Annotated in this window: 22 protein-coding genes and 1 pseudogene; 5 read left to right on the top strand and 18 right to left on the bottom strand. The window is 35.8% G+C overall.

All coding sequences use genetic code 11. The features are described 5' to 3' along the window. Positions 1 to 48: 48 nt before the first annotated feature. The 4 genes from ACUXVC_RS08525 (at position 49) to ACUXVC_RS08510 (ending at position 3,745) form a co-directional block, all read left to right on the top strand. Positions 49 to 2,274 carry a glycosyltransferase gene (locus ACUXVC_RS08525; RefSeq protein WP_144465370.1) on the top strand — a complete coding sequence of 742 codons (2,226 nt, stop codon included), beginning with the start codon at positions 49 to 51 and terminating at the stop codon, positions 2,272 to 2,274. Positions 2,275 to 2,344: 70 nt separating this feature from the next. After that, positions 2,345 to 2,680 (top strand): antibiotic biosynthesis monooxygenase family protein, encoded by a 336-nt coding sequence (locus ACUXVC_RS08520; RefSeq protein ID WP_000426496.1) that lies wholly within the window; start codon positions 2,345 to 2,347, stop codon positions 2,678 to 2,680. A gap of 2 nt (positions 2,681 to 2,682) precedes the next feature. Beyond that, complete coding sequence (locus ACUXVC_RS08515; protein WP_078401707.1) at positions 2,683 to 3,267, top strand: dienelactone hydrolase family protein; 585 nt, start codon at positions 2,683 to 2,685, stop codon at positions 3,265 to 3,267. 118 nt (positions 3,268 to 3,385) lie between these two features. Beyond that, positions 3,386 to 3,745 (top strand): hypothetical protein, encoded by a 360-nt coding sequence (locus tag ACUXVC_RS08510; protein WP_095691121.1) that lies wholly within the window; start codon positions 3,386 to 3,388, stop codon positions 3,743 to 3,745. A 25-nt stretch (positions 3,746 to 3,770) separates the two neighbouring features. Here the strand turns inward: ACUXVC_RS08510 and ACUXVC_RS08505 are convergent, their stop codons facing one another. The 18 genes and pseudogenes from ACUXVC_RS08505 to ACUXVC_RS08420 all read right to left on the bottom strand — a co-directional run. After that, positions 3,771 to 3,941, bottom strand: coding sequence for a DUF3951 domain-containing protein (locus tag ACUXVC_RS08505; RefSeq protein WP_000602245.1), 171 nt, complete (start codon positions 3,939 to 3,941; stop codon positions 3,771 to 3,773). A 62-nt stretch (positions 3,942 to 4,003) separates the two neighbouring features. Next, positions 4,004 to 4,315 carry an AzlD domain-containing protein gene (locus ACUXVC_RS08500; RefSeq protein ID WP_023521614.1) on the bottom strand — a complete coding sequence of 104 codons (312 nt, stop codon included), beginning with the start codon at positions 4,313 to 4,315 and terminating at the stop codon, positions 4,004 to 4,006. Further along, positions 4,306 to 5,031 carry an AzlC family ABC transporter permease gene (locus tag ACUXVC_RS08495; protein WP_048656975.1) on the bottom strand — a complete coding sequence of 242 codons (726 nt, stop codon included), beginning with the start codon at positions 5,029 to 5,031 and terminating at the stop codon, positions 4,306 to 4,308. The genes ACUXVC_RS08500 and ACUXVC_RS08495 overlap by 10 nt, the downstream gene beginning before the upstream one ends. Continuing rightward, positions 5,024 to 5,860, bottom strand: coding sequence for a TrmB family transcriptional regulator (locus ACUXVC_RS08490; RefSeq protein WP_016513054.1), 837 nt, complete (start codon positions 5,858 to 5,860; stop codon positions 5,024 to 5,026). Before ACUXVC_RS08490 ends, ACUXVC_RS08495 begins: the two co-directional genes overlap by 8 nt. 17 nt (positions 5,861 to 5,877) lie before the next feature. After that, a complete protein-coding gene (locus ACUXVC_RS08485) occupies positions 5,878 to 6,588 on the bottom strand; it encodes an alanyl-tRNA editing protein (protein ID WP_000205375.1) in 711 nt (236 codons plus the stop codon). A gap of 138 nt (positions 6,589 to 6,726) precedes the next feature. Beyond that, positions 6,727 to 8,025, bottom strand: a complete 1,299-nt coding sequence (locus ACUXVC_RS08480; RefSeq protein ID WP_098126998.1) for an NtaA/DmoA family FMN-dependent monooxygenase — start codon at positions 8,023 to 8,025, stop codon at positions 6,727 to 6,729. Positions 8,026 to 8,178: 153 nt separating this feature from the next. After that, complete coding sequence (locus ACUXVC_RS08475; protein ID WP_001013934.1) at positions 8,179 to 8,952, bottom strand: flagellar basal-body rod protein FlgG; 774 nt, start codon at positions 8,950 to 8,952, stop codon at positions 8,179 to 8,181. A gap of 42 nt (positions 8,953 to 8,994) precedes the next feature. Beyond that, positions 8,995 to 10,305 (bottom strand): flagellar biosynthesis protein FlhF, encoded by a 1,311-nt coding sequence (gene flhF, locus ACUXVC_RS08470; RefSeq protein ID WP_095691124.1) that lies wholly within the window; start codon positions 10,303 to 10,305, stop codon positions 8,995 to 8,997. 14 nt (positions 10,306 to 10,319) lie between these two features. Next, complete coding sequence (gene flhA, locus ACUXVC_RS08465) at positions 10,320 to 12,386, bottom strand: flagellar biosynthesis protein FlhA (protein ID WP_095691125.1); 2,067 nt, start codon at positions 12,384 to 12,386, stop codon at positions 10,320 to 10,322. A gap of 23 nt (positions 12,387 to 12,409) precedes the next feature. Then, on the bottom strand, positions 12,410 to 13,456 hold the full coding sequence (flhB, locus tag ACUXVC_RS08460) for a flagellar type III secretion system protein FlhB (protein ID WP_144465369.1): 1,047 nt from the start codon (positions 13,454 to 13,456) through the stop codon (positions 12,410 to 12,412). Positions 13,457 to 13,466: 10 nt separating this feature from the next. Then, positions 13,467 to 14,228 (bottom strand): flagellar biosynthetic protein FliR, encoded by a 762-nt coding sequence (locus tag ACUXVC_RS08455; protein ID WP_001055718.1) that lies wholly within the window; start codon positions 14,226 to 14,228, stop codon positions 13,467 to 13,469. A 15-nt stretch (positions 14,229 to 14,243) separates the two neighbouring features. Then, positions 14,244 to 14,519: a flagellar biosynthetic protein FliQ gene (locus ACUXVC_RS08450; protein WP_001098080.1), complete on the bottom strand. Its 276-nt coding sequence runs from the start codon at positions 14,517 to 14,519 to the stop codon at positions 14,244 to 14,246. Between the two features lie 33 nt (positions 14,520 to 14,552). Further along, positions 14,553 to 15,311: a flagellar type III secretion system pore protein FliP gene (locus ACUXVC_RS08445; RefSeq protein WP_001220582.1), complete on the bottom strand. Its 759-nt coding sequence runs from the start codon at positions 15,309 to 15,311 to the stop codon at positions 14,553 to 14,555. Further along, positions 15,308 to 15,628 (bottom strand): hypothetical protein, encoded by a 321-nt coding sequence (locus tag ACUXVC_RS08440; protein ID WP_000121178.1) that lies wholly within the window; start codon positions 15,626 to 15,628, stop codon positions 15,308 to 15,310. Before ACUXVC_RS08440 ends, ACUXVC_RS08445 begins: the two co-directional genes overlap by 4 nt. 12 nt (positions 15,629 to 15,640) lie before the next feature. Beyond that, positions 15,641 to 16,000: a flagellar motor switch protein FliN gene (gene fliN / locus ACUXVC_RS08435; protein ID WP_000680010.1), complete on the bottom strand. Its 360-nt coding sequence runs from the start codon at positions 15,998 to 16,000 to the stop codon at positions 15,641 to 15,643. A gap of 10 nt (positions 16,001 to 16,010) precedes the next feature. Continuing rightward, complete coding sequence (gene fliM, locus ACUXVC_RS08430; RefSeq protein WP_000012361.1) at positions 16,011 to 16,997, bottom strand: flagellar motor switch protein FliM; 987 nt, start codon at positions 16,995 to 16,997, stop codon at positions 16,011 to 16,013. Between the two features lie 14 nt (positions 16,998 to 17,011). Continuing rightward, a complete protein-coding gene (locus ACUXVC_RS08425) occupies positions 17,012 to 17,236 on the bottom strand; it encodes a flagellar motor switch protein FliN (protein WP_000775712.1) in 225 nt (74 codons plus the stop codon). Between the two features lie 83 nt (positions 17,237 to 17,319). Beyond that, a pseudogene (locus ACUXVC_RS08420) lies at positions 17,320 to 17,607 on the bottom strand (lytic transglycosylase domain-containing protein); the annotation flags it as partial. A gap of 734 nt (positions 17,608 to 18,341) precedes the next feature. Here ACUXVC_RS08420 and ACUXVC_RS08415 point away from each other — a divergent pair. Beyond that, a complete protein-coding gene (locus tag ACUXVC_RS08415; RefSeq protein ID WP_098447243.1) occupies positions 18,342 to 19,430 on the top strand; it encodes a flagellin N-terminal helical domain-containing protein in 1,089 nt (362 codons plus the stop codon). The last annotated feature ends 206 nt before the right edge of the window (positions 19,431 to 19,636 follow it).

Genomic DNA, 19,636 nt, shown 5'->3' with positions numbered 1-19,636 from the left:
ATATAAAGTTTTTCCTGTTTCCCACTCTACACATAAAGGAGGAATTGTATGAGCCTTTCTATATACGAAGGTTTAGGTATTATTTTTTTCGTAATCATTATGACTTACGCCCTTGCACACAAATATTTATGGTCAAAAAAATTACTTATTATTCTATTTCTCATTTGTAATGCTATTTATCTTATTTGGCGAACTTTTTATTCGTTACCAACTATTAATCTCATAAGTATTATCGCTGGTATTATATTGTTAATTACAGAATGGGCTGGTTACTTACAATCTATCGTTTTCAGCATTGTTTCATGGAAGCCATATAAACGGAAAGAAGTACCATTATCCACTTTCGAAAAACTACCCACTGTCGACATATTTATTGCAACTTACAATGAACCGATCGATTTATTAAAACGTACTGTAGCTGGTTGTACGTTGATTACTTATCCGAAAGAGTTACTAAACATTTATATTTGTGACGACGGGCGCCGTGAAAGTGTAAAGCAACTTGCGGCAGAGTTTTCTGTTCATCACATAACTCGCACCGAAAATAAGCATGCAAAAGCTGGAAATTTAAATCATGCGATGCTTCATTCAAAAGGTGATATTATCGTAACAATGGATGCTGATATGATACCACGAGCTAACTTTTTAGAGCGAACGATTGGTTATTTTTCTAAAAATAATGTTGTATTCGTTCAAGCACCACAAGTTTTTTACAATGCTGATCCTTTCCAATATAATTTGTTTTTTGAAGATAACATCGCCAATGAACAAGATTTCTTTATGCGCCAGTTAGAAGAAGGAAAAGATCGCTTTAATGCTACGATGTATGTTGGTAGTAACGCTCTATTTCGCCGCACCGCTCTTGAAGAAATTGGAGGATTTGCGACTGGAGTTATTACTGAGGATATGGCAACTGGTATGCTACTACAAGCTAACAAATGGGAAACTATATTTGTCAATGAAACACTTGCTGTTGGATTATCCCCAGAAACATTTAGTGATTTATTAAAACAACGGGACCGCTGGTGTAGAGGGAATATTCAAGTCGTAAAAAAGTGGAATCCTTTCACTATAAAAGGATTATCTTTTATGCAGCGTCTTTTATATGCAGATGGAATTCATTATTGGTTTTTCGGTGTTTATAAAATGATATTTTTACTAGCACCGCTATTATTTTTAATATTTGATATTTATAGTTTAGAAATTAATTTTATGCACTTATTTATGTTCTGGGCACCTGCTTTTTTAACATCACAGCTTATTTTCAAAGCTGTTTCTAATAAAAAACGAACAACTACGTGGAGTCATGTGTACGAAGTTGCTATGGCTCCTTATATGGGATTTGCTATTTTATCAGAAACTTTCTTACGTAAAAAATTTCAATTTCATGTGACAAGAAAGGGAGTTCAAAATAATACAAGGCATTTTTTATGGATTGCAAGCGTCCCTCACCTCGTATTACTCATTTTAACAATTATTGCACTGATTCGGGCAACACTTATGCTCTTATATCCTGAGCAATATCATATTGAAAGAGAGAGCTTATATATTAATATTTTCTGGGTACTATACAACGGGATAGCTATTGTCACTTCACTATTTGTAGCATTTGAAAGACCGCGTTTTCGAAATTCAGAACGTTTCGTAGTAAATTTACCAGGTACTTTATATGCCGAAGATATGATCATTTCTTGCCATGTCCTTGATATTAGTGAAACGGGGGCACGTTTTGAATTAGATCCCTCCATTCCATTTGAAACTTTATCAAGTCTATCTTCCTATACGCTATCTTTTGGCGAGGTAGAAAAGATTCATAGTACAAAAAAATGGATTCGGAGACAAGAAAATTCTGTACAAGTTGGTGTATCATTTGATGATGTATCCCATGAGCAATATTGTAAACTCATTCTTCATCTATTTAGTAAACCGGTTAATGACCGGGTGGAAAAGGTGTACGATAAAACATTTCTTACACTAGCAATTGCATCTTTCATAAAAAATACCAAAAAAGCACCAAGACAATTTCGCAGGCAACATATACGTGAGCAACTGATGTCTTCTGGAACATTGCATATGAATGGGATGCCGATTGAAGCGACCATTGTCGACTATAGTACAGGTGGGTGCCAAGTACAAACGAACACCCCTCTTGTGATTGACCAAATTATACAAGTAACAATGGAAGAACGTAATATTCAAAAGAGAAATGCACAAGTATGTTGGATTCAAAAAAAGGGTCGTAAAATATATGCTGGATTAAAATTCACAGCGTAAAAAGAGAAAAGAAGCGTACTGCTTCTTTTCTTTTTTACATGCTAAAATACTTATTAAAGGGGGAATTTATATGGAAAATGCTTCACAAAAGGCGAATCATTATTATGCGGTGATATTCACTTCTAATTTATCAAATGATACAACAGACTATAATACCGTTGCCGGAAAAATGGAGGAACTTGCAAAGCAACAACCTGGATTTTTAAGTGTAGAAAGTGCACGAGGTAATTCTGGACTCGGAATAACAATTTCTTATTGGGAATCACTTGATGCGATTGAAAATTGGAAAAAGAACGCCTTACATAAAGAAGCGAAAAAAAGAGGTCGTGAGCAATGGTATGAAAACTTCCACCTGCGTATCTGCCTTGTTGAGAAAGAATTTAAGTTTCAAAGAGGCACAATATAACTATGAAGAAAAAAGTAGCTCTCGTTATTGTTCATGAAATATATGGTGTGAACGACCATATGCATCACGTTACCAACCACTTTACTTCATCTCATATAGACGTATTCTGTCCTAATCTTCTACAATCGCAACATGCATTTCATTATAGTGATGAAGAAAAAGCATATGAACATTTTGTAAATCATATTGGGTTTGATTATGGAAAAAAGCAAATTGAAGAATTCATTTCTCATCTTTCTAGTAGTTATACACATATTGGTCTTATCGGCTTTAGCGTTGGAGCTACCGTCTCATGGCTATGTAGTAACAATCCGAAAATAGATTTTATTATCGGATGTTACGGTTCTCGTATACGCGACTATGTTCACATAAAGCCTACATGCGCTACACTACTTATATTTCCTGAAAAAGAAGCTAGTTTTTCAGTATCCTCTTTAATTCAAACATTGCAGCAACAAAAAAATCCTTTATTAGAAATAAAACAACTACACGGTGAACATGGATTTCTAAATCCGTACACTGAAAAATATAACAGGCACTCTACAAAACAAGCATACAATTTAATAGATTCATTTCTTGTAAAGTAAAACTTCAATCAATGGGGGATGTTCATCCCCCACCTAATCTCTTTTCTTACGTTGAGTTTTAAGGTGTGGGTCTTACTGCCCATGCGTGATAAAAACAATCTTATAAAGGAGACTCAAAATGACGCTGACATTACTCTTACTTATTTTCATACTCATTGCCTTTATCTCAGCGCTAACTATCATTTTTAAAACCGTAAAAAAAGGGAGATTTTTCAACCGCCCCTACTTACAATCTATTATCCTTTGCATTTTATTTTTTACTAATTGGATCTTATATGTAACAACTTTTTATTCGTTACTCCCCGAGAAAGTTAGCGAGTTCATATTCCTGCCCATTTGGTTTTTCCTTTGTATTTTAGGATTTATCGCTTTTTGGCACGAATGGAGAAATAATCGTGTGTTCTCGATATGTATTGGTTTTCTTTCCTTTATTAGTTTTCTATTTGGGCTGTTGTTGTTAGTTCTTTCGGGGATGTAATAGAAGAAGGAAGAAAAGCCAATTTTTAACTTTTCTTCCTTCTATGTTTACCTTTAGCTTTCACTGTCACTGATTCACAAGGTGTATAATATATTTGAGGCGTCGCCTTATCAACAAACATCATAAATGTAATAAAACCGAGAATAAAGAAAATAAACAACGTTAACAAAATTGCTCCTATCGTTAAAAGTATCATAACACCACCCCTATATTTTTCATGTTATTACACTTTTCGCTATTATATGAGCGTAATCCTTTTTAGAAAAAGAAACGTAACAAAATAATCACAACCACTCCCGTTAATACTGTACCTAATAAACTACGAGTATATATTGCAACAAGAAATGTTGGAATTGCTGTAATAAGATAATCCCACTGCATCGTCTCATGCATAAATAAAACTTGTGCTAAAAGCGCTGCTAATATCGCAATTGGTATGTAATTTAACCATTTTAAACCCCAGTCAGGAATTTGTAGTTTGCTAAATACGAGTAGAGGTAAAATACGTGGCACGAGTGTAACAGCTCCTGCTGCTAGTAAAAGTAATAATACATCTAATCTCATTTCCATTTTTCAATCACCACTCCAATCGTCGCAGCTAGTAATGTTGCGATAATAACCGCTATACTATCTGGCATAAATAGGTGTGAAACGTATGCGATAATAATCGATACAATTGCAACACTTAAATGAATTACTAGTTTTGGTTTACTACTTATGAGCTGAAGAACAAATAATCCGATAAACATCGCTGGTAATGCATAATCCATCCCGTATGTATGTGGATCTGGTATCCACTCACCAAATAGCCCACCAATAATGGTAGCAAGTATCCAATTTAAATACGCTGTTACGTTAAGCCCAATCATCCATCTTTCACCTAAATATCCTTTTTGCGCTGCATGCTGCACTGCAACGCCGAAAGTTTCATCTGTAATTTGCGAACCGATGATTAAGTTTTTAAATAGAGGAATTTTCGTAAAGTACGGTGCAAGCGCAGCACTCATTAATAAATGGCGTAAATTAACAAAAAATACAGTAAAAATAATTGCGGAAGCAGGAGCACCGGCTGCATACATACCAGCTAATATAAATTGGGCAGAACCTGCATAAATTAAAGTGGACATAAATGCAATTTCAATGATAGAAAAACCTGCTGTTTTTGCAATTACACCAGCTGCTATACCGATGCTCAAGTAACCAAATACAGTTGGTAAACAATCTTTTACTCCTTGCTGAAATGTATCATCGCTCTGCAAAGCTACATGTGCCTGAGCTTTACTCATCTCTATCATCCTCCATTCCTTCTAAAGTTCGTTTTCCTGTTACGACATGAACTAAATCTATATTTTCACGCCATAACGTATCTAACTTATCAGCTCCAAATTCCTTTGTGATTTCCTCAACCATAATATCGTGGCGCACATACTCTGTAGCAACGAGAACTAGCGCTGGGTCATACGTTGTAACAGCCCATGAAGTGCTATCATTTGAGAAGTTCGCAATTAATACTTCCTCTCCATCACGAGCAATAACAGTTAAATGACCACCCATTCTCTTTTCAACAACGTGGGGCGTCATATAATTATGATGAAACGTGGCTCCTATTTTTGTTTCTGGAGCTCCAAATAAGATTGAAAATATATGTACGCCTTCCTCTTCCTTTTGATGAATGTATGGCTCAATTTCATGCACTTGATCTTCCCATACAGAAATCCATAATTCTTCCTTTGCCCTATTAATTATATTGCATATTTCTTTTAAAACACGATCATTTGAGCGAATATGCGAAATTACATCTATTTGTCGCTCTTGTTCTAAACAATTTAGTTTCTCATCTAAAAATTCAAAGGACTTTTCAAAGTCTTTTCGCATTCGATTCATTAATTCGGTAGCTGGTACTGGTACATATTTAACTGGTTCAGAAGGTACAATATGCACCGCTCCTTTATCCATTAACTTACCGAGTACCTCGTAAATCATAGAACGAGGTACTCCTGTTTGTTTACTCACTTCATAGCCTGTTACTGGGGAGTGTTTTAACAATCCAATATACGCTTTACATTCATACTGGGAAAATCCTAACTTTTGTAATTCCTTTATAATTTCATCCATCGGTAACCCCTCACAATCTAAATCGCCCTTACTTCAAAACGACGATTTTGCTTCCCTTTACTTTTTACTTTATCAATAACAAGTGTTCCTATTTCACTCGTATTTTTCACATGTGTACCTCCACAAGCTTGTTCGTCTAAATTTTCAATTGTAACAATGCGGATTTCTTGGATAGTAGTTGGCAGGAGATTTATTGCTGTTTTAATCATTCCTACAGCATTTTCTGCTTCTTCGCGGCTCATATAGCGAGTGGAAATTTCTTTATTTTGCTCAATAAGTTTATTCACTTCCTCAACAATTTCTTCTACTTCCACGCTCGATAACTCTTGTAACTCATTAAAATCGATACGGGCTTTATCAGGATAAATTTGGTTTCCGGTGCATAGTGCTCCATACTTTTCATAAACAACAGCTCCGATAAGATGCAGTAAAGAGTGATGACGCATTAAATTATGACGTCTTTCCCAATTAATCTCTAATTTAACTGGACCTAATTTTACTTGAGCTTCATCTTTTATATAGTGAACTATTTCTCCCTGCTCCCTCTTTACTTTTTCAACTTCAAATACAGACCCATCTTGTACAATGACACCCGTATCACATTCCTGCCCTCCACCAGTTGGATAAAAAACTGTTTCTTTTAGAAATACTTTATTCCCTTCTACTTTTATCACTTCTGTTTCGCAACTCGTTTTGTATGCATCTTCTAAATATAATGCCGTTGTCATACTCTCACCTCTTTAGTAGTTATAGTTATACCTACTAATATAAAAAATAACATTCATACAGTCAACTTATATTTCAGAATTTTTAATTTTAAACAAAAAAAGCCTTTTACAATAAGGCTTTTTTCTACATACTATTATTTATTTTAACTGTAAAGTATTTAATATGTTCCCCGCCAAATGCTCCCGTAAAGTACAACCTGTATACTCTTCCCTAAATACACCCGCCTTCACAAATAAAGGAATGACTTCACTAAAGAATAGATCTAGTGACTTTGGAGGTCCTCCTGGAATAGCAATAAATCCATCTAACGCCCCTGCCTCAAACCTATCCATAATTTGCTTCGCAACGTCTTTTGGTGTACCAACCGCAACCCAATGAGCCGATCCAACAACTTCTGGTCGTTCTAGTATTTGTTCAACTGTTGGTTCATTTTTAATAATGAAGTTCCGTAATAACTCGGCATGAGTTTTACTACGTACAGTTTGATCCCGACTTGGCAGCATCTCTTCCGTAATTTTACTTTCTAGCGGAATCCCTCTCGCATCTAATCCGAGAACCATTTCAAGTAACGTATATCTCTTCTCTTTTGTGAGATGTTGATGAGCTTGCCTATGCATTTCTAACGCTTCTTCATATGTATCACCTATAAAGAAATATAATCCAGGTAATACACGTATAGCATCTTGCTTGCGGCCATGCTGTTCTGCTCTTCTTCTTAAATCTTGACGAAGTTCAATTCCTGACTCTATATCAGGCGTTGCGGCAAAAATTGCATCAGCAACAGAAGCAGCAAAATTCCGACCAGACTCTGAAGCACCGGCTTGAAATAATGGCATTTCTCCTGATATATGCTGCGGAATATTAAGTGGACCTTTTACCTTAAAGTACTCACCATTATGCTCAATAGGCTTTACCATCTCTCTAATAACATCAGGATTATCTACTTTCAATACTTCATTAGGGTGACTCCTCCAAAGTTTTCTTACTAACTCTGTACATTCTGCCGCTTTCGCGTATCGTTCCTCAGATGATGGCATCCCTTCCTCACCAAAGTTTTCAGCACCGTCAATGGATGTAACAATATTCCACCCTACTCGGCCGTTACTAATCCAGTGTAACGATTGTAATTGCCTTGCTAATATATATGGTGGATAAAACGAAGTTGAAGCAGTTGTAACGACTCCAATTTTTTCTGTCGCATAAGCAATAGCAGTAAACAGTAACGTCGGGTCTAAAATGACACTCCCTTTATTACGAGCAATTAAATCTGGGTGCGCCACTAAATAATCGGCTTTAAAAACAAAATCTAACTTAGCCTTTTCTGCCTGTAGTGCCAACTCTACTTGTTCATCAATTCCGGAATTAAACTCATTCCCATCTTCTTTCTTTCTAGAAATTAAACATAATCCAATGCAAAGTTGATTCTTTGTAAACATATATACACCATCCCCTTGTTTTTAATTCACTTAGTTAAACAAATGTTGCTGTCATTATGAAAATAAATAAAATGATATTGATAATCATTATCATTTTATGATGTAACTGTAATAAAAGCAATAACAAAAAAGACTCCCACTTTTGGAAGTCCTTTATCTCAATATTTCATTCGCTTCTTTTTCATAAATTTTATCAAATGATGTCATAACGCGCTGTGATGCTTGAATCATCTTTTGATCCGTCATAAGATCGGCCATCTCTTTCGTCATATCTACATTTGAATTTTCTAGCATATGATTTTTTACTATTCCTGTTCCGTTCGGTAAATTAGCAATGTTTCCTTCTGCTAGTGTAAAGCTTTTATTTTCACGTTGTACGAGACGAGCATTCGTTTCTGCATCTACTGTTTTTGTTTGCAAACGAGCAATATTATTTTGTGTTACTTCATCATATAATGTACCGTCTGCTTGTACAGCAACCTTTGCTCCTTCTGGAATACGAATACGCTCATTATTCTCTCCCATTACGAAAGCACCTGAAGATGTTTGTAAATAACGATCACTATTTAATGTGAAACTACCATCTCTCGTTAAAAACGTTTCATCATTTTTAGAAGTAACAAAAAATGATGTTGTGCCGGCCGCGCCGTCATCTAAAAAGAAATCTGTAGCGCTATTTGTCATTTGTATATTTCCTTGTACTAAATTCACATGTGTTGCGGCTGGTACTACAGCGTAATCGACCGAACCTATATTTGTTACTGCCCCATCTCCGCGGCGATATGTGTCTTGTACATCAAATACTTTAGACGTCATATTTTCTGCTTTAAATCCTGTCGTTTGAGCATTTGCAACGTTATTCGAATGAACATTAATTCGCTGCATGTAGTTCATCATACCCATAGAACCTATATAAAGACCGTTCATATTCGTTTGAATAAGGCAAGCGCCTTATTCTTCACCTCTTTTCTACGATGTTTGTAACATTTGTTTCGCTAAATGTTCAGCTGTAGCGATATGTATATTTTTCCTTATGTCTTGGCCGTCTGTCATTAATACAATAGGAGCTGATGATACTGCTGGAATTTTCAACAATTCACCACTACTTGCTGTTTCATCAAATTTTGTAAACACAATACCATCTATATGAATATCTTTAAAGTTTGTAATGATTTCAATCATATCTTTACTTTTCATCGAAGCTGATAACGTTAAACAAATATAATCTGGCTCTACTTGTCCCATCGTTTCAATCATTTCTTCTACTGTTTCTGTCGTACGATAATTTTTTCCGGCTGTATCAATTAAAATATAATCGACGCGCGCTTCTTCTTTAAAATACGTAAGCGCTCTTGTCATTGCAGCTTCATCACGCACAGCAATTACTTCCGATCCAATTGTCTTTACGTTATCTTGCAATTGCTGCACTGTCCCTATGCGCGAATGATCTGTCGTTATAAAACCAACTGTTTTTTTCTTACCGTGAAATTGCCATGCCATTTTCGCAAGCGTCGTCGTTTTACCAACACCAGTTGGACCGATTAATGCAATTGTTTGTACTTCTTTTTCAAAGACGTTTTCCGTATTGAAATGAGATTTCATATCTTCCAATATGTACCTAATAACTTCTTCTTCCGTAATCATCGTTGCATTTTCAAACTTTATTTTTAACTTTTCAGCATATGCATAAATGAAATATTGTTCCACATCGTTTTGTTCTAGCATCCGAATTACCTTTTGAATAATAAACGGTACAGATTCTTGACTTTCTTTCTTTGGAACTACTTCTTCTTTCTTTACCGGAACGACTTGTTTCACAACTTTTTTCTTTTTCGGTACTTCCGTTTCTTTCGTCTGTTTCACCACGACAATTCCTTTTTCAAACAGCTTTAATAGTTTTTCTTTTTTTCTTGCCCATTCTTCACTATTTCCTGTTTGCATTGCCGCGTATGACATAGAAGTCGTTACGTTTTCTAAATTGTGCAGTACTGATTGAATTCCATTCGCCTTCACAATTTGTTCTGAAGGATCATTCACGACATCCATTAACTGTTCATGAAATTGTGCTGTACCTTCATTCACTTCTTCCTGTTTTTCTTCTGGAAAAGCAACTAACATTTCATAATCCTTTTTCCAGAAAAACGGTATATTTCGTTTTACACTTTCATCGACAACGTAATAATAATCTGTACCATATTGGTCAAATAACTTTCGATACAATTCATTTTTCGAAGCTGCTTTTATTCGCATTAACGCTTCTTTCTTTTCTGTACTTTCCATTACTTCACCCCCTACTATTCAATATAGGCAATTTGATCCACAACAATTTCTGGTGCTAATTCGCTAATACAAAGTACTTGTGCTTCCACTTGATAACGTTCTAGCAGTCTTACAATCGCAAATCTAAAATCTTTTCTACGTGTTAATAACACTGGTTCTCTTCCCATTAAACGTGCTTGCTTAAAGACGCGTTGCACTTGCTCAACGACACGTGTTTCTAAATCTAGATCCCAGTTTAATAAGTAACCTTGATATGAATTATTCACAACATCCGCATCTAACTCAATTGAATCAGAGAAGAGCGCTGCATAAATTTTTCCGTCCGGATTTTTCGCATTTTCACAAATAACTTTTGAAATACATTCACGAACAAATGATGTCACACCATCAACGTGATTTTGATACACTTCTTTTCCGTCAATAATACCTTCAATAATTGTTGGTAAATCACGAATAGAAATACCTTCTTTTAGAAGTTGTTTAATAACATTTTGAACGAGTGATAAATCAATTTCTTTCTTCTTAATCTCTTCTAATAGAACGCCATTATCATTTTCAAGCGAGTTAATTAAGTCTTTTACATGTTGGCGCTGAATTAATTCATGCAGATTACGTCTTACGACAACATCTAAATGTGTAATTAATATGCTAAGTGGCTCTAACACTTGATAGCCTTTCATTTGTGCATCTTGCACCATATGCTCTAAAATCCAATATCCATCTTCGCCGAAAATTGGATCTTTCGCTGGTTCTGCATCTAAATCAGCCATTACGTTCGGTGTTTTTAGTGCTAATAAATAACCTGATTTTAAAACACCTTCAGCCGCCTTCGCACCTTTAATACGAATAATGTAACGACCACGTGGTCTAAAGCTCGTATTATCTTTAAAGTTAATTCCAGGAACGTTAATACCGAGGTCAGTAATAATCGACTTCCGCATAAGAACAACTTTATCACGAGCTGTTTCCCCGTTAATTTTCTGCTTTACAAGTGCTGCTAAATCTAAACCGAGTTCTACAATAATCGGATATTTATCCGTAAATACTCCGAATGAATCTTCCACTTGTTGCAATTGCTCATCTTCACCTTGAATCATTTCTAATTCTTTTTGAAGCTCGTCTTCTTTTTCTTTCTTTATTCGATTTTTATTACGAATGCCTAAGAAGATAATCGTTCCACCAACGAGTGCGAATGGTAAAAACGGTAGCGGAGTAAAAATACCCATTGCAATAAATAAACCACCAAGTGCATATACAACGACTTCATGTGCTAATAGCTCTTTAAAGATACCTTCTGTTACTGTATCCGGTGAGCCGTCAAATACACGCGTTACGATAATACCTGTTGAAATTGCAAGCATTAACGAACCGATTTGGTTTACGATTCCGTCACCGACAGTTAACTGTGTATAATGAAGAGCTGCATCTGCAAAGCTCATTCCTTGCTGCATCATTCCGACAATTAAACCGAAGATAATGTTTACGAATAAAATGACAATCCCGAAAATAACGTCCCCTTTAATGAACTTTCCGGCACCATCCATCGCTCCGTAAAACTCTGTTTCCATATTTAATTTTTTTCGTTTTGCTTGTGCATCTTTTTCTGAAATAATACGCTGGTTTAAATCAGCATCGATAGACATTTGTTTCCCTGGTAAAGAATCAAGTGTAAAACGAGCTGCTACTTCAGCTGTACGAGACGCACCGTTTGCAACGATAAACTGGAATATGATTAAAACTATAAAAATAACGATACCAATTAATAAGTTCCCGCCAATTACGAACTGGCCAAACTCTTCAATAACATGACCCGCATTTCCGTCTGTTAAAATCGCTCGCGTCGTCGAAACGTTAATCGATACGCGGAAAATCCCGATTAATAACAACATCGTCGGAAATGACTTTAATTCATCCCACTCGTTAATACTTGTCGCTCGCATATAAATAAGTACTGACATACTTAGTAGAAAAACGATAATGATATCAAGTATAAATGGTGGAAGTGGAATTAAGAGCGCCACTACGAATGACGCTGCTAAAAAGATAGAAAAATAGGTTCTTGCAGAATCTATCTTAAACAAAGAGATCTCCTCCAAACGCGCTATTATACTTCAAGTTCATTCGTCTGAATTAAATAGCGCATAACTTCAATTACAGCTACGTATAAATCTTCTGGAATCGTCTCATCTTCCTCGACTTGATAATATAAAGAACGAGCAAGTGGACGGTTTTCCACCATTGGTATTTCTTGTTCACGGGCAAGTGTTCGTATATATAATGCGAGCTCATCTTCCCCTTTTGCAACGACAATTGGTGCTGCATCAACGTGTTTATTGTACCTGAGTACAACTGAAATATGGGTCGGGTTGTTTACAATAAACGTTGCGCCATCCATCTTCTTCGCAATTGTTCCTTGCAAGATCGCATGCATAAAGTTTTTTCGTTTCCCTTTTACTTGCGGGTCCCCTTCATTATCTTTATGCTCCCTTTTTACTTCTTCTTTTTTCATCTTAATATCTTGTTCGTACTCCCATTTTTGATAAATGAAATCAATAATAGAAAGAATGATTAAAATAATTAAAATGGCTAAAAAGATAATTTTAATTTGGCTAATAATTTCAGTAAGTGACGCTGTCCAGTTAAATCCAATCATACTAACAATCTTCTCTAAATTCTTTTTAAAGAGAACATACGAAACGTAACCGATTAATCCCATATAAAACAGTGATTTCAAAATATCTACTAAACTTTTACGACTAAACAATCTCGTAAAATAGTTTTTCGGATTAATACGTGACGCTTTCGGTTTAATGACTTTAGAAGAAAATAGGAAGCCGACCTGAATCATATAATTGAATAAATGAAAAGCATATACGAGTATTAATATCGGAGCCGATACTTTCAGTAATAAAATCCCCATTAAATAAAAATACTCGGTTGAATCTGTATTTTTTCCAATTTGATCAAACAGCACCGCTACGGAATTTGCAATCTCATAACCTAGCCAATCTCCGAAGAAATAAACGACAACTGCTAATACGAGAATGGAAAATAAATTATTTAAATCTTTACTCCGGGCAATATTCCCTTCTTCACGCGATTTTTTACGCTTCTGCGGGGTGGCCTTTTCTGTTTTATTATCCTTTGCCATGCGCGTCCCCCTACTTCGTTAAGAAAAAGTTAAATAGTTTCGTATACTCTTCAAGTAATACATCCGTCATATTTTTAAACACATAACCGAGCATCGGTACACTCATCGCAATAAACAAAATCCCACATGTAATTTTAATTACGTATGCATTCATAAAAACGTTTAATTGCGGAGCGTTTTTTGCGATTAAAATTAAAACAAAGTTAATGATGAATAAACTTCCCATAAGCGGCAGAGCAATTTCAACCGCTGATGTGATCGCAAATAATAACGTTGCGAGTAGACTATCTAAAAAACTAGTCGTCAACAATTTTGAAATCGCCTCTGTATATTGAAACGACTTTAAAATAGTGGCAACGAAATAGTTAATGCCGCCAAGTGAAATAAAAATAATAAGAAAAAATATATCAAAAATTGTTGATAGCAAAGTGGACTGTGACCCTGCATTTACATCAAACAAACTTGCTTGTGATAAACCAATATCAAAGTCTAAAATATGCCCTGCCATTTTCGGAATGTTCCACAGCATTTCTACAATTTTTGAAAGTGATAATCCAATTACAATTTGCGTTCCTGCATAAGCTGCAACGTCCCAAACTGTCTTGATGTGAGAGACATCCACTTGATCGGCCACTGTAATTGAAAGAGCAAGTCCAACTGTAACCTTCGCCATTGCTGGAATGGATCGGCCTGAGAAAAACGGTAAAAAATATAAAAATGAAGTAATGCGACAAAACGCAAAAAACGTTGCCGCCCATAATTCCATATTCATTTCAGTTCACCTATCTTAGTACGAACGCAATAGCGATGGGATTTTATCAAATAAATCTAAAATAAGCATCGTTAACTCTTGGAACATCCACGGACCTAAAATGATAATAACGAGCACAATACTCGCCATTTTCGGTAAAAACGTCAGCGTTTGCTCTTGAATTTGCATCATTGCCATAATAACCGCGATAATAATAACGACAATCAGACTTACAACGGCAATCGGCATTAAAATCATAACCCCTTTATAAAAAAAGGTTTGGAAAATATCTATAATTGGTGACGTATTCATTTATATGACTCCTATCACATAGCATCAAACGCTTCAGGCGACCGTCTTAAACATAATATCGACGATTTTTGTATATCCACCTAAATATACGAAAACGAGTATTTTAAATGGTAAACTTAAAATCATCGGCGGTACCATCATCATCCCGAGGTACATTAAAAGTGTACTAATAATCAAATCTATAAATACAAACGCTAAATAAATGAACATCCCTGTAAGTAACCCTTTTTGAATTTGCGTTAACGTAAAGGATGGTACGAGTGTAAATAAGGATAGATCTTTCAAATCTTTCGGCAACTCTTCACCGCGTACTTTCAGCATCATTTTCAAATCATGCTTATACGTATGCTTTGACATATACTCTTTCATAATAGGAGCTGTCGTTTCCGCAGCTTGGCTTACTGTTATTTTCTCTTTCGTCATCGGATCCCACACATCGCTCTTCAGTTGCCCGAGTACAGGCTGCATCGTAAAGAGTGATAAAAATAATGCAAGTCCAACAAGCACTTGGTTTGGTGGTAAATTCATTACCCCAAGTCCTTGACGTGTAATCCCAAGAACGATCATAAAATAAGTAAAATGTGTAAATAATAGAACGATAGAAGAAGATAATGATAAAAGGGTAACGAGTGCAAATAGTTGTACACTTGAATTACTCGTAAACTCTTTTCCATTTTCGAAATTAATAAAACCGTTCGGGGCCGCATACGCTGGATTTACAAAAATAATTGAAAAAACGATAGAAAATACGAAAATAACGGCTAATAATGATAACTGTTTCTTTATTCTCATGATGGATCCTCTACTTTTTTCGTTTCAGTCTTCACCGCGTCTTCTAGTGCTTGTTGAAACTGATTTCCTGTTCCGGTTAATTGCACAGACTGCACACCGTTATTACTAATAACAGTGAACACTTGCTTTCCGTCCACTTCAAATAAAAAGGCACTCGTTTGATGATTTAAATACACGCCGTCTTTTACTTGAATATGGCCATTTTCACCCTGCTTAAAAAACTGCTGTTTGCGCGTCTTTTTCGTCATATAATATGCACCGTAACCGAGCGCACCAAACAGTAAAACGACTTGAAATAAGGTCGTCATATACGACATATGACTCCTCCTCTACTCTTTATCTTGCATTTGACTTTGCGCTTTCATAAGCGCCGCTTGTTTCTTGTCAGCTTCAATTTCAGAAATGATAATACCGAATTTCTCGTCCATTACGATTGCTTCACCGATGCCGACTTTCATATTACTTAAATACACATCTACTTTATGTCCTAAGTTTTTCTCTACTTCAAGAACATCGCCAACTTTTAACTGCTTTACATCACCAAGCGTAATAGATGACTTTCCAAGCTTTACACCAAGTTCAATCGAAATATCTGAAACAGTATCGATATGTGCTTTGCCTGCTTCATTTCGCTTTCCTGCAAAATCTTCTAATCCCATTAATGACACAGGAGATACTTCATGCTTCATATGGATCCTCCTACTCTACAAAACTTTTAAATAGGAGCGCCTTACGCGTTCCATCTTTTCCAATAAAACAATTAAATTTATGCTTTCCATCTACATAACCAAGTAATTCATCCGAAACTTTCGTATGAAGCGGAATAATATCGCCTTCTTCAATTTGTTCAATCTCACTCATTGTCATTTTCTGCTCACCAATCGCAACGTGAACAGGTTTGTACACTTGATTTACTTTCACTTCCACTTCAGACGTATACTTCCTACGTTTGTCCGAAGAATGTTCGACAATATTTTCAGACGTTAACTTATCCATAATTTCTTCAACAGATAAGAACGGAATCCCGATACGCACCGTCGTATTCCAAAAATCTGTTTTCATATTTACGTTAAGTAATGAAATGATATCGCTCGCTGTCGTAATCTTTAATGCATTCGGATCTGTTTCCGTCGTTACAAATTTCGGTTCAATCGCAACAACACTTTCAAATGATTGCTCTAAATTTTTACAAAGAAGCAAGAATATATTATCAAGCGTTAAAAACTCAAATGCTGTTAACGGTCTGCGCATCGTAAAGTTACGCTTACTATCTCCGCCAAGCCAACATTCATGAATATAAATAACGAATGCTAAATCAATCTCAATAACAATTTCTCCAAGCTCTGGTAAACCGAGATCAATCACGCAATATAAATAATAATCTTTCGGCATTTTCTCCACATACTCACTCGTAAATGGAACTTGTTCAACTGTTGAAGGCTCTAGTTCAATTGGAATACGCATACGCGCTGATAACGTCTGTGACGTCTGTTTCCCAAACGTAGAAGCAATCGCTTGCAAACTACGTAAATGCTCAACACCGAACTTCTCTGGTCTATTAAAATCATACTCTTGAAATTTCTCTTGCTTTCCTGCTTCTTGTGCGAAAGCTGGCATTTCCTCGCCTTCATTTACCGCCTTCAGCAGGGCATCAATTTGCTCTTGGCTTAATTTTTCGCCACTCATGACAATCCCCTTCCCTACCTTTTCAATTCAACGATTTCAACGTACATCTTTCCATTCTTCGTCAAAATCTTTCCGGTTCCAATCTCTTCATTCTCAAGCATAAGACGCACCGTATTTTTCGTTGAATTTTCAAGACGATACAATGTACCTTTCGTAATATGAAGCAGATCTTCAATTTTCTTTTTCGTATTTCCGATTTCAAAATAAATTGTTAACGGAATATCATCTTGTAATTTCAAATCTAGCCAACTCCCATATCATGTTCACGAAAATTTCATGTTCTCTCTATATATGAAACTTCTTATTTTGAAACGTCGATATTTAATATTTTTTTAATATATCCTTGCGTTTCTTTAAATGGCGGTACGCCTCCGTACTTTCTCACATTACCAGGTCCAGCATTATAAGAAGCAAGTGCCAATACTAAGTCGCCGTTATTTTTCTTTAAATAACCGCTTAACTCTTTCACACCACCCTCAATACTTTCAGCTGGTGAAAATGGATCTTTTATACCCATCTCTTTCACATTCGCTGGCATAAGCTGCATTAGCCCCTTCGCACCTGCATGTGACACCGTTTTCGGATTAAAATCTGATTCTACTTCAATCATTTTTTGAATTAACGTTTTCGGAATTCCGTATGTACGACTTACCCGATCAATAATATCCTCATACTTCCCTTCATTGGAAGAACGTATTTTTTGAATATTATACTTCTTCGTTAATTCCCACGTATCAGCAGCCTCATTTTTCGTTTCCGGGAAACGTCGTTCAAACTCTTTTTGTGCGACTTGCACTTCATCTACGTTCTTCGTTTCAGTCTTTTCTTCAAGCTTACTCGCTTCCTCTACTTTATTAATAGATTGTTCCGGTTTATTTACGGCCGTTTCTATTTTCGTAGATTGTACCGGCTGACTCATATCCTCTACCTTTGCCGGCTGCGTAGTACCTTTCGTCTCCTTCGCAGGTTCACTCTGCAATTTTTCTTGAAAACGACTACTAACGAATGCTTGTGGACTACTTAGCTTTTGCTGAATTTGTCCTTTCTTATATGCAAGCACTTCTTTTACTATATTTCCAACTATCATAATATCACCTTTTCGGTAAACAAAGATAATCTAATATTAGAGTTTTTTTTTAAAGTTTGCAATAATCCTTTTAATAATTATGTAATAAAAAAATGAATATATTGTTAAACTGTTATTTTTTTATATTTATTAATTCGAATTTTTAGTTGACACCCGTTGTGGCAAGGATTACAATAAATCTCGAAATTGATTTTTTCGCATATTACCGTTTTTCAATTTGCAGAAAAGTCAATATAAAAAAATGGGGGTTTCTTAACATGAGAATTAATACAAACATTAACAGCATGCGTACTCAAGAGTACATGCGCCAAAACCAAGCAAAAATGAGCAACGCTATGGACCGTTTATCAAGCGGTAAACGTATCAACAACGCTTCTGACGATGCAGCAGGTCTTGCAATCGCAACTCGTATGCGTGCTCGTGAAAGCGGATTAGGTGTTGCAGCTAACAACACACAAGACGGTATGTCTTTAATCCGTACAGCTGACTCAGCAATGAACTCAGTATCTAACATCTTACTTCGTATGCGTGACCTTGCTAACCAATCTGCGAATGGTACGAATACTGATGGAAACCAAGCAGCACTAGACAAAGAATTTACTGCATTAAAAGATCAAATTGACTACATTTCTAAAAATACTGAATTCAACGATCAAAAATTACTAGATGGTTCTAAAGAATCTATCGCAATTCAAACATTAGATGATGCTGATACTGGAAAACAAATTAATATCAAATTATCAGATGTTTCTACTAACGAATTAAAACTTAATAATTTACAAATTAACGGAAAAACTGAAAAAACACTTGCTGATTTAGACCGTACAGGTGCAAATACTGCTAAAGGAAACCTAACTGGATTGGCAGACGATGCAACAGATGCCGAAACTAAAGTAGGAGAATTTAAAAAAGCATTTGAAAAAGTAAAAGATTTCATGTCAAGTGATGACGTTAAGGCTATTAACGAAAAAATTACAACTTTTGAAAACGACAAAACTGTAGACAATGCTAAAGCAATTGGAGCTGCATTCACAGCACCTGCTGCTGGTGCAAAACTTGAAACTTCAAATGCATCTAGTGCAATTGCAGCAATTGACGCTGCCCTTACAAAAGTTGCTGACAACCGTGCAACTCTAGGTGCTACATTAAACCGTCTAGACTTTAACGTAAACAACCTTAAGAGCCAATCTTCTTCTATGGCTTCAGCTGCTTCTCAAATCGAAGACGCTGATATGGCGAAAGAAATGTCTGAAATGACTAAGTTCAAAATCTTGAACGAAGCTGGAATCAGCATGCTTTCTCAAGCAAACCAAACTCCACAAATGGTTTCTAAATTATTACAATAAGCCATTTGAGCTAGTTTCCTGAATAAACCTCTCTGCTTACGGAGAGGTTTATTTTTTCTATATAGATAGATTGAAAGATTTTTTTAGCTTAAAGAGAAGCTCTAGCCATATTTAGTAGCGGTCAGGGCCTATTTTATTCTCGTTCCGTGTATGAAAACAAAAAGATAAAGTGAGCATAAGTCTCTTTTTCTCTTCATAACCGTTTA

The sequence above is a fragment of the Bacillus sp. N6 genome (assembly GCF_052805735.1).
Note: the sequence above shows the minus strand (reverse complement) of the source record. Positions and strands in the feature narration are given on the sequence as shown.

Bases quoted from the DNA above. Each gene is read 5' to 3' on its own strand.
- ACUXVC_RS08525 (WP_144465370.1), top strand. From the start codon at position 49: ATGAGCCTTTCTATATACGAAGGTTTAGGTATTATTTTTTTCGTAATC.
- ACUXVC_RS08520 (WP_000426496.1), top strand. From the start codon at position 2,345: ATGGAAAATGCTTCACAAAAGGCGAATCATTATTATGCGGTGATATTC.
- ACUXVC_RS08515 (WP_078401707.1), top strand. From the start codon at position 2,683: ATGAAGAAAAAAGTAGCTCTCGTTATTGTTCATGAAATATATGGTGTG.
- ACUXVC_RS08510 (WP_095691121.1), top strand. From the start codon at position 3,386: ATGACGCTGACATTACTCTTACTTATTTTCATACTCATTGCCTTTATC.
- ACUXVC_RS08505 (WP_000602245.1), bottom strand. From the start codon at position 3,941: ATGATACTTTTAACGATAGGAGCAATTTTGTTAACGTTGTTTATTTTC.
- ACUXVC_RS08500 (WP_023521614.1), bottom strand. From the start codon at position 4,315: ATGGAAATGAGATTAGATGTATTATTACTTTTACTAGCAGCAGGAGCT.
- ACUXVC_RS08495 (WP_048656975.1), bottom strand. From the start codon at position 5,031: ATGAGTAAAGCTCAGGCACATGTAGCTTTGCAGAGCGATGATACATTT.
- ACUXVC_RS08490 (WP_016513054.1), bottom strand. From the start codon at position 5,860: ATGGATGAAATTATAAAGGAATTACAAAAGTTAGGATTTTCCCAGTAT.
- ACUXVC_RS08485 (WP_000205375.1), bottom strand. From the start codon at position 6,588: ATGACAACGGCATTATATTTAGAAGATGCATACAAAACGAGTTGCGAA.
- ACUXVC_RS08480 (WP_098126998.1), bottom strand. From the start codon at position 8,025: ATGTTTACAAAGAATCAACTTTGCATTGGATTATGTTTAATTTCTAGA.
- ACUXVC_RS08475 (WP_001013934.1), bottom strand. From the start codon at position 8,952: ATGAACGGTCTTTATATAGGTTCTATGGGTATGATGAACTACATGCAG.
- flhF (WP_095691124.1), bottom strand. From the start codon at position 10,305: ATGGAAAGTACAGAAAAGAAAGAAGCGTTAATGCGAATAAAAGCAGCT.
- flhB (WP_144465369.1), bottom strand. From the start codon at position 13,456: ATGGCAAAGGATAATAAAACAGAAAAGGCCACCCCGCAGAAGCGTAAA.
- ACUXVC_RS08455 (WP_001055718.1), bottom strand. From the start codon at position 14,228: ATGAATATGGAATTATGGGCGGCAACGTTTTTTGCGTTTTGTCGCATT.
- ACUXVC_RS08450 (WP_001098080.1), bottom strand. From the start codon at position 14,519: ATGAATACGTCACCAATTATAGATATTTTCCAAACCTTTTTTTATAAA.
- ACUXVC_RS08445 (WP_001220582.1), bottom strand. From the start codon at position 15,311: ATGAGAATAAAGAAACAGTTATCATTATTAGCCGTTATTTTCGTATTT.
- ACUXVC_RS08440 (WP_000121178.1), bottom strand. From the start codon at position 15,628: ATGTCGTATATGACGACCTTATTTCAAGTCGTTTTACTGTTTGGTGCG.
- fliN (WP_000680010.1), bottom strand. From the start codon at position 16,000: ATGAAGCATGAAGTATCTCCTGTGTCATTAATGGGATTAGAAGATTTT.
- fliM (WP_000012361.1), bottom strand. From the start codon at position 16,997: ATGAGTGGCGAAAAATTAAGCCAAGAGCAAATTGATGCCCTGCTGAAG.
- ACUXVC_RS08415 (WP_098447243.1), top strand. From the start codon at position 18,342: ATGAGAATTAATACAAACATTAACAGCATGCGTACTCAAGAGTACATG.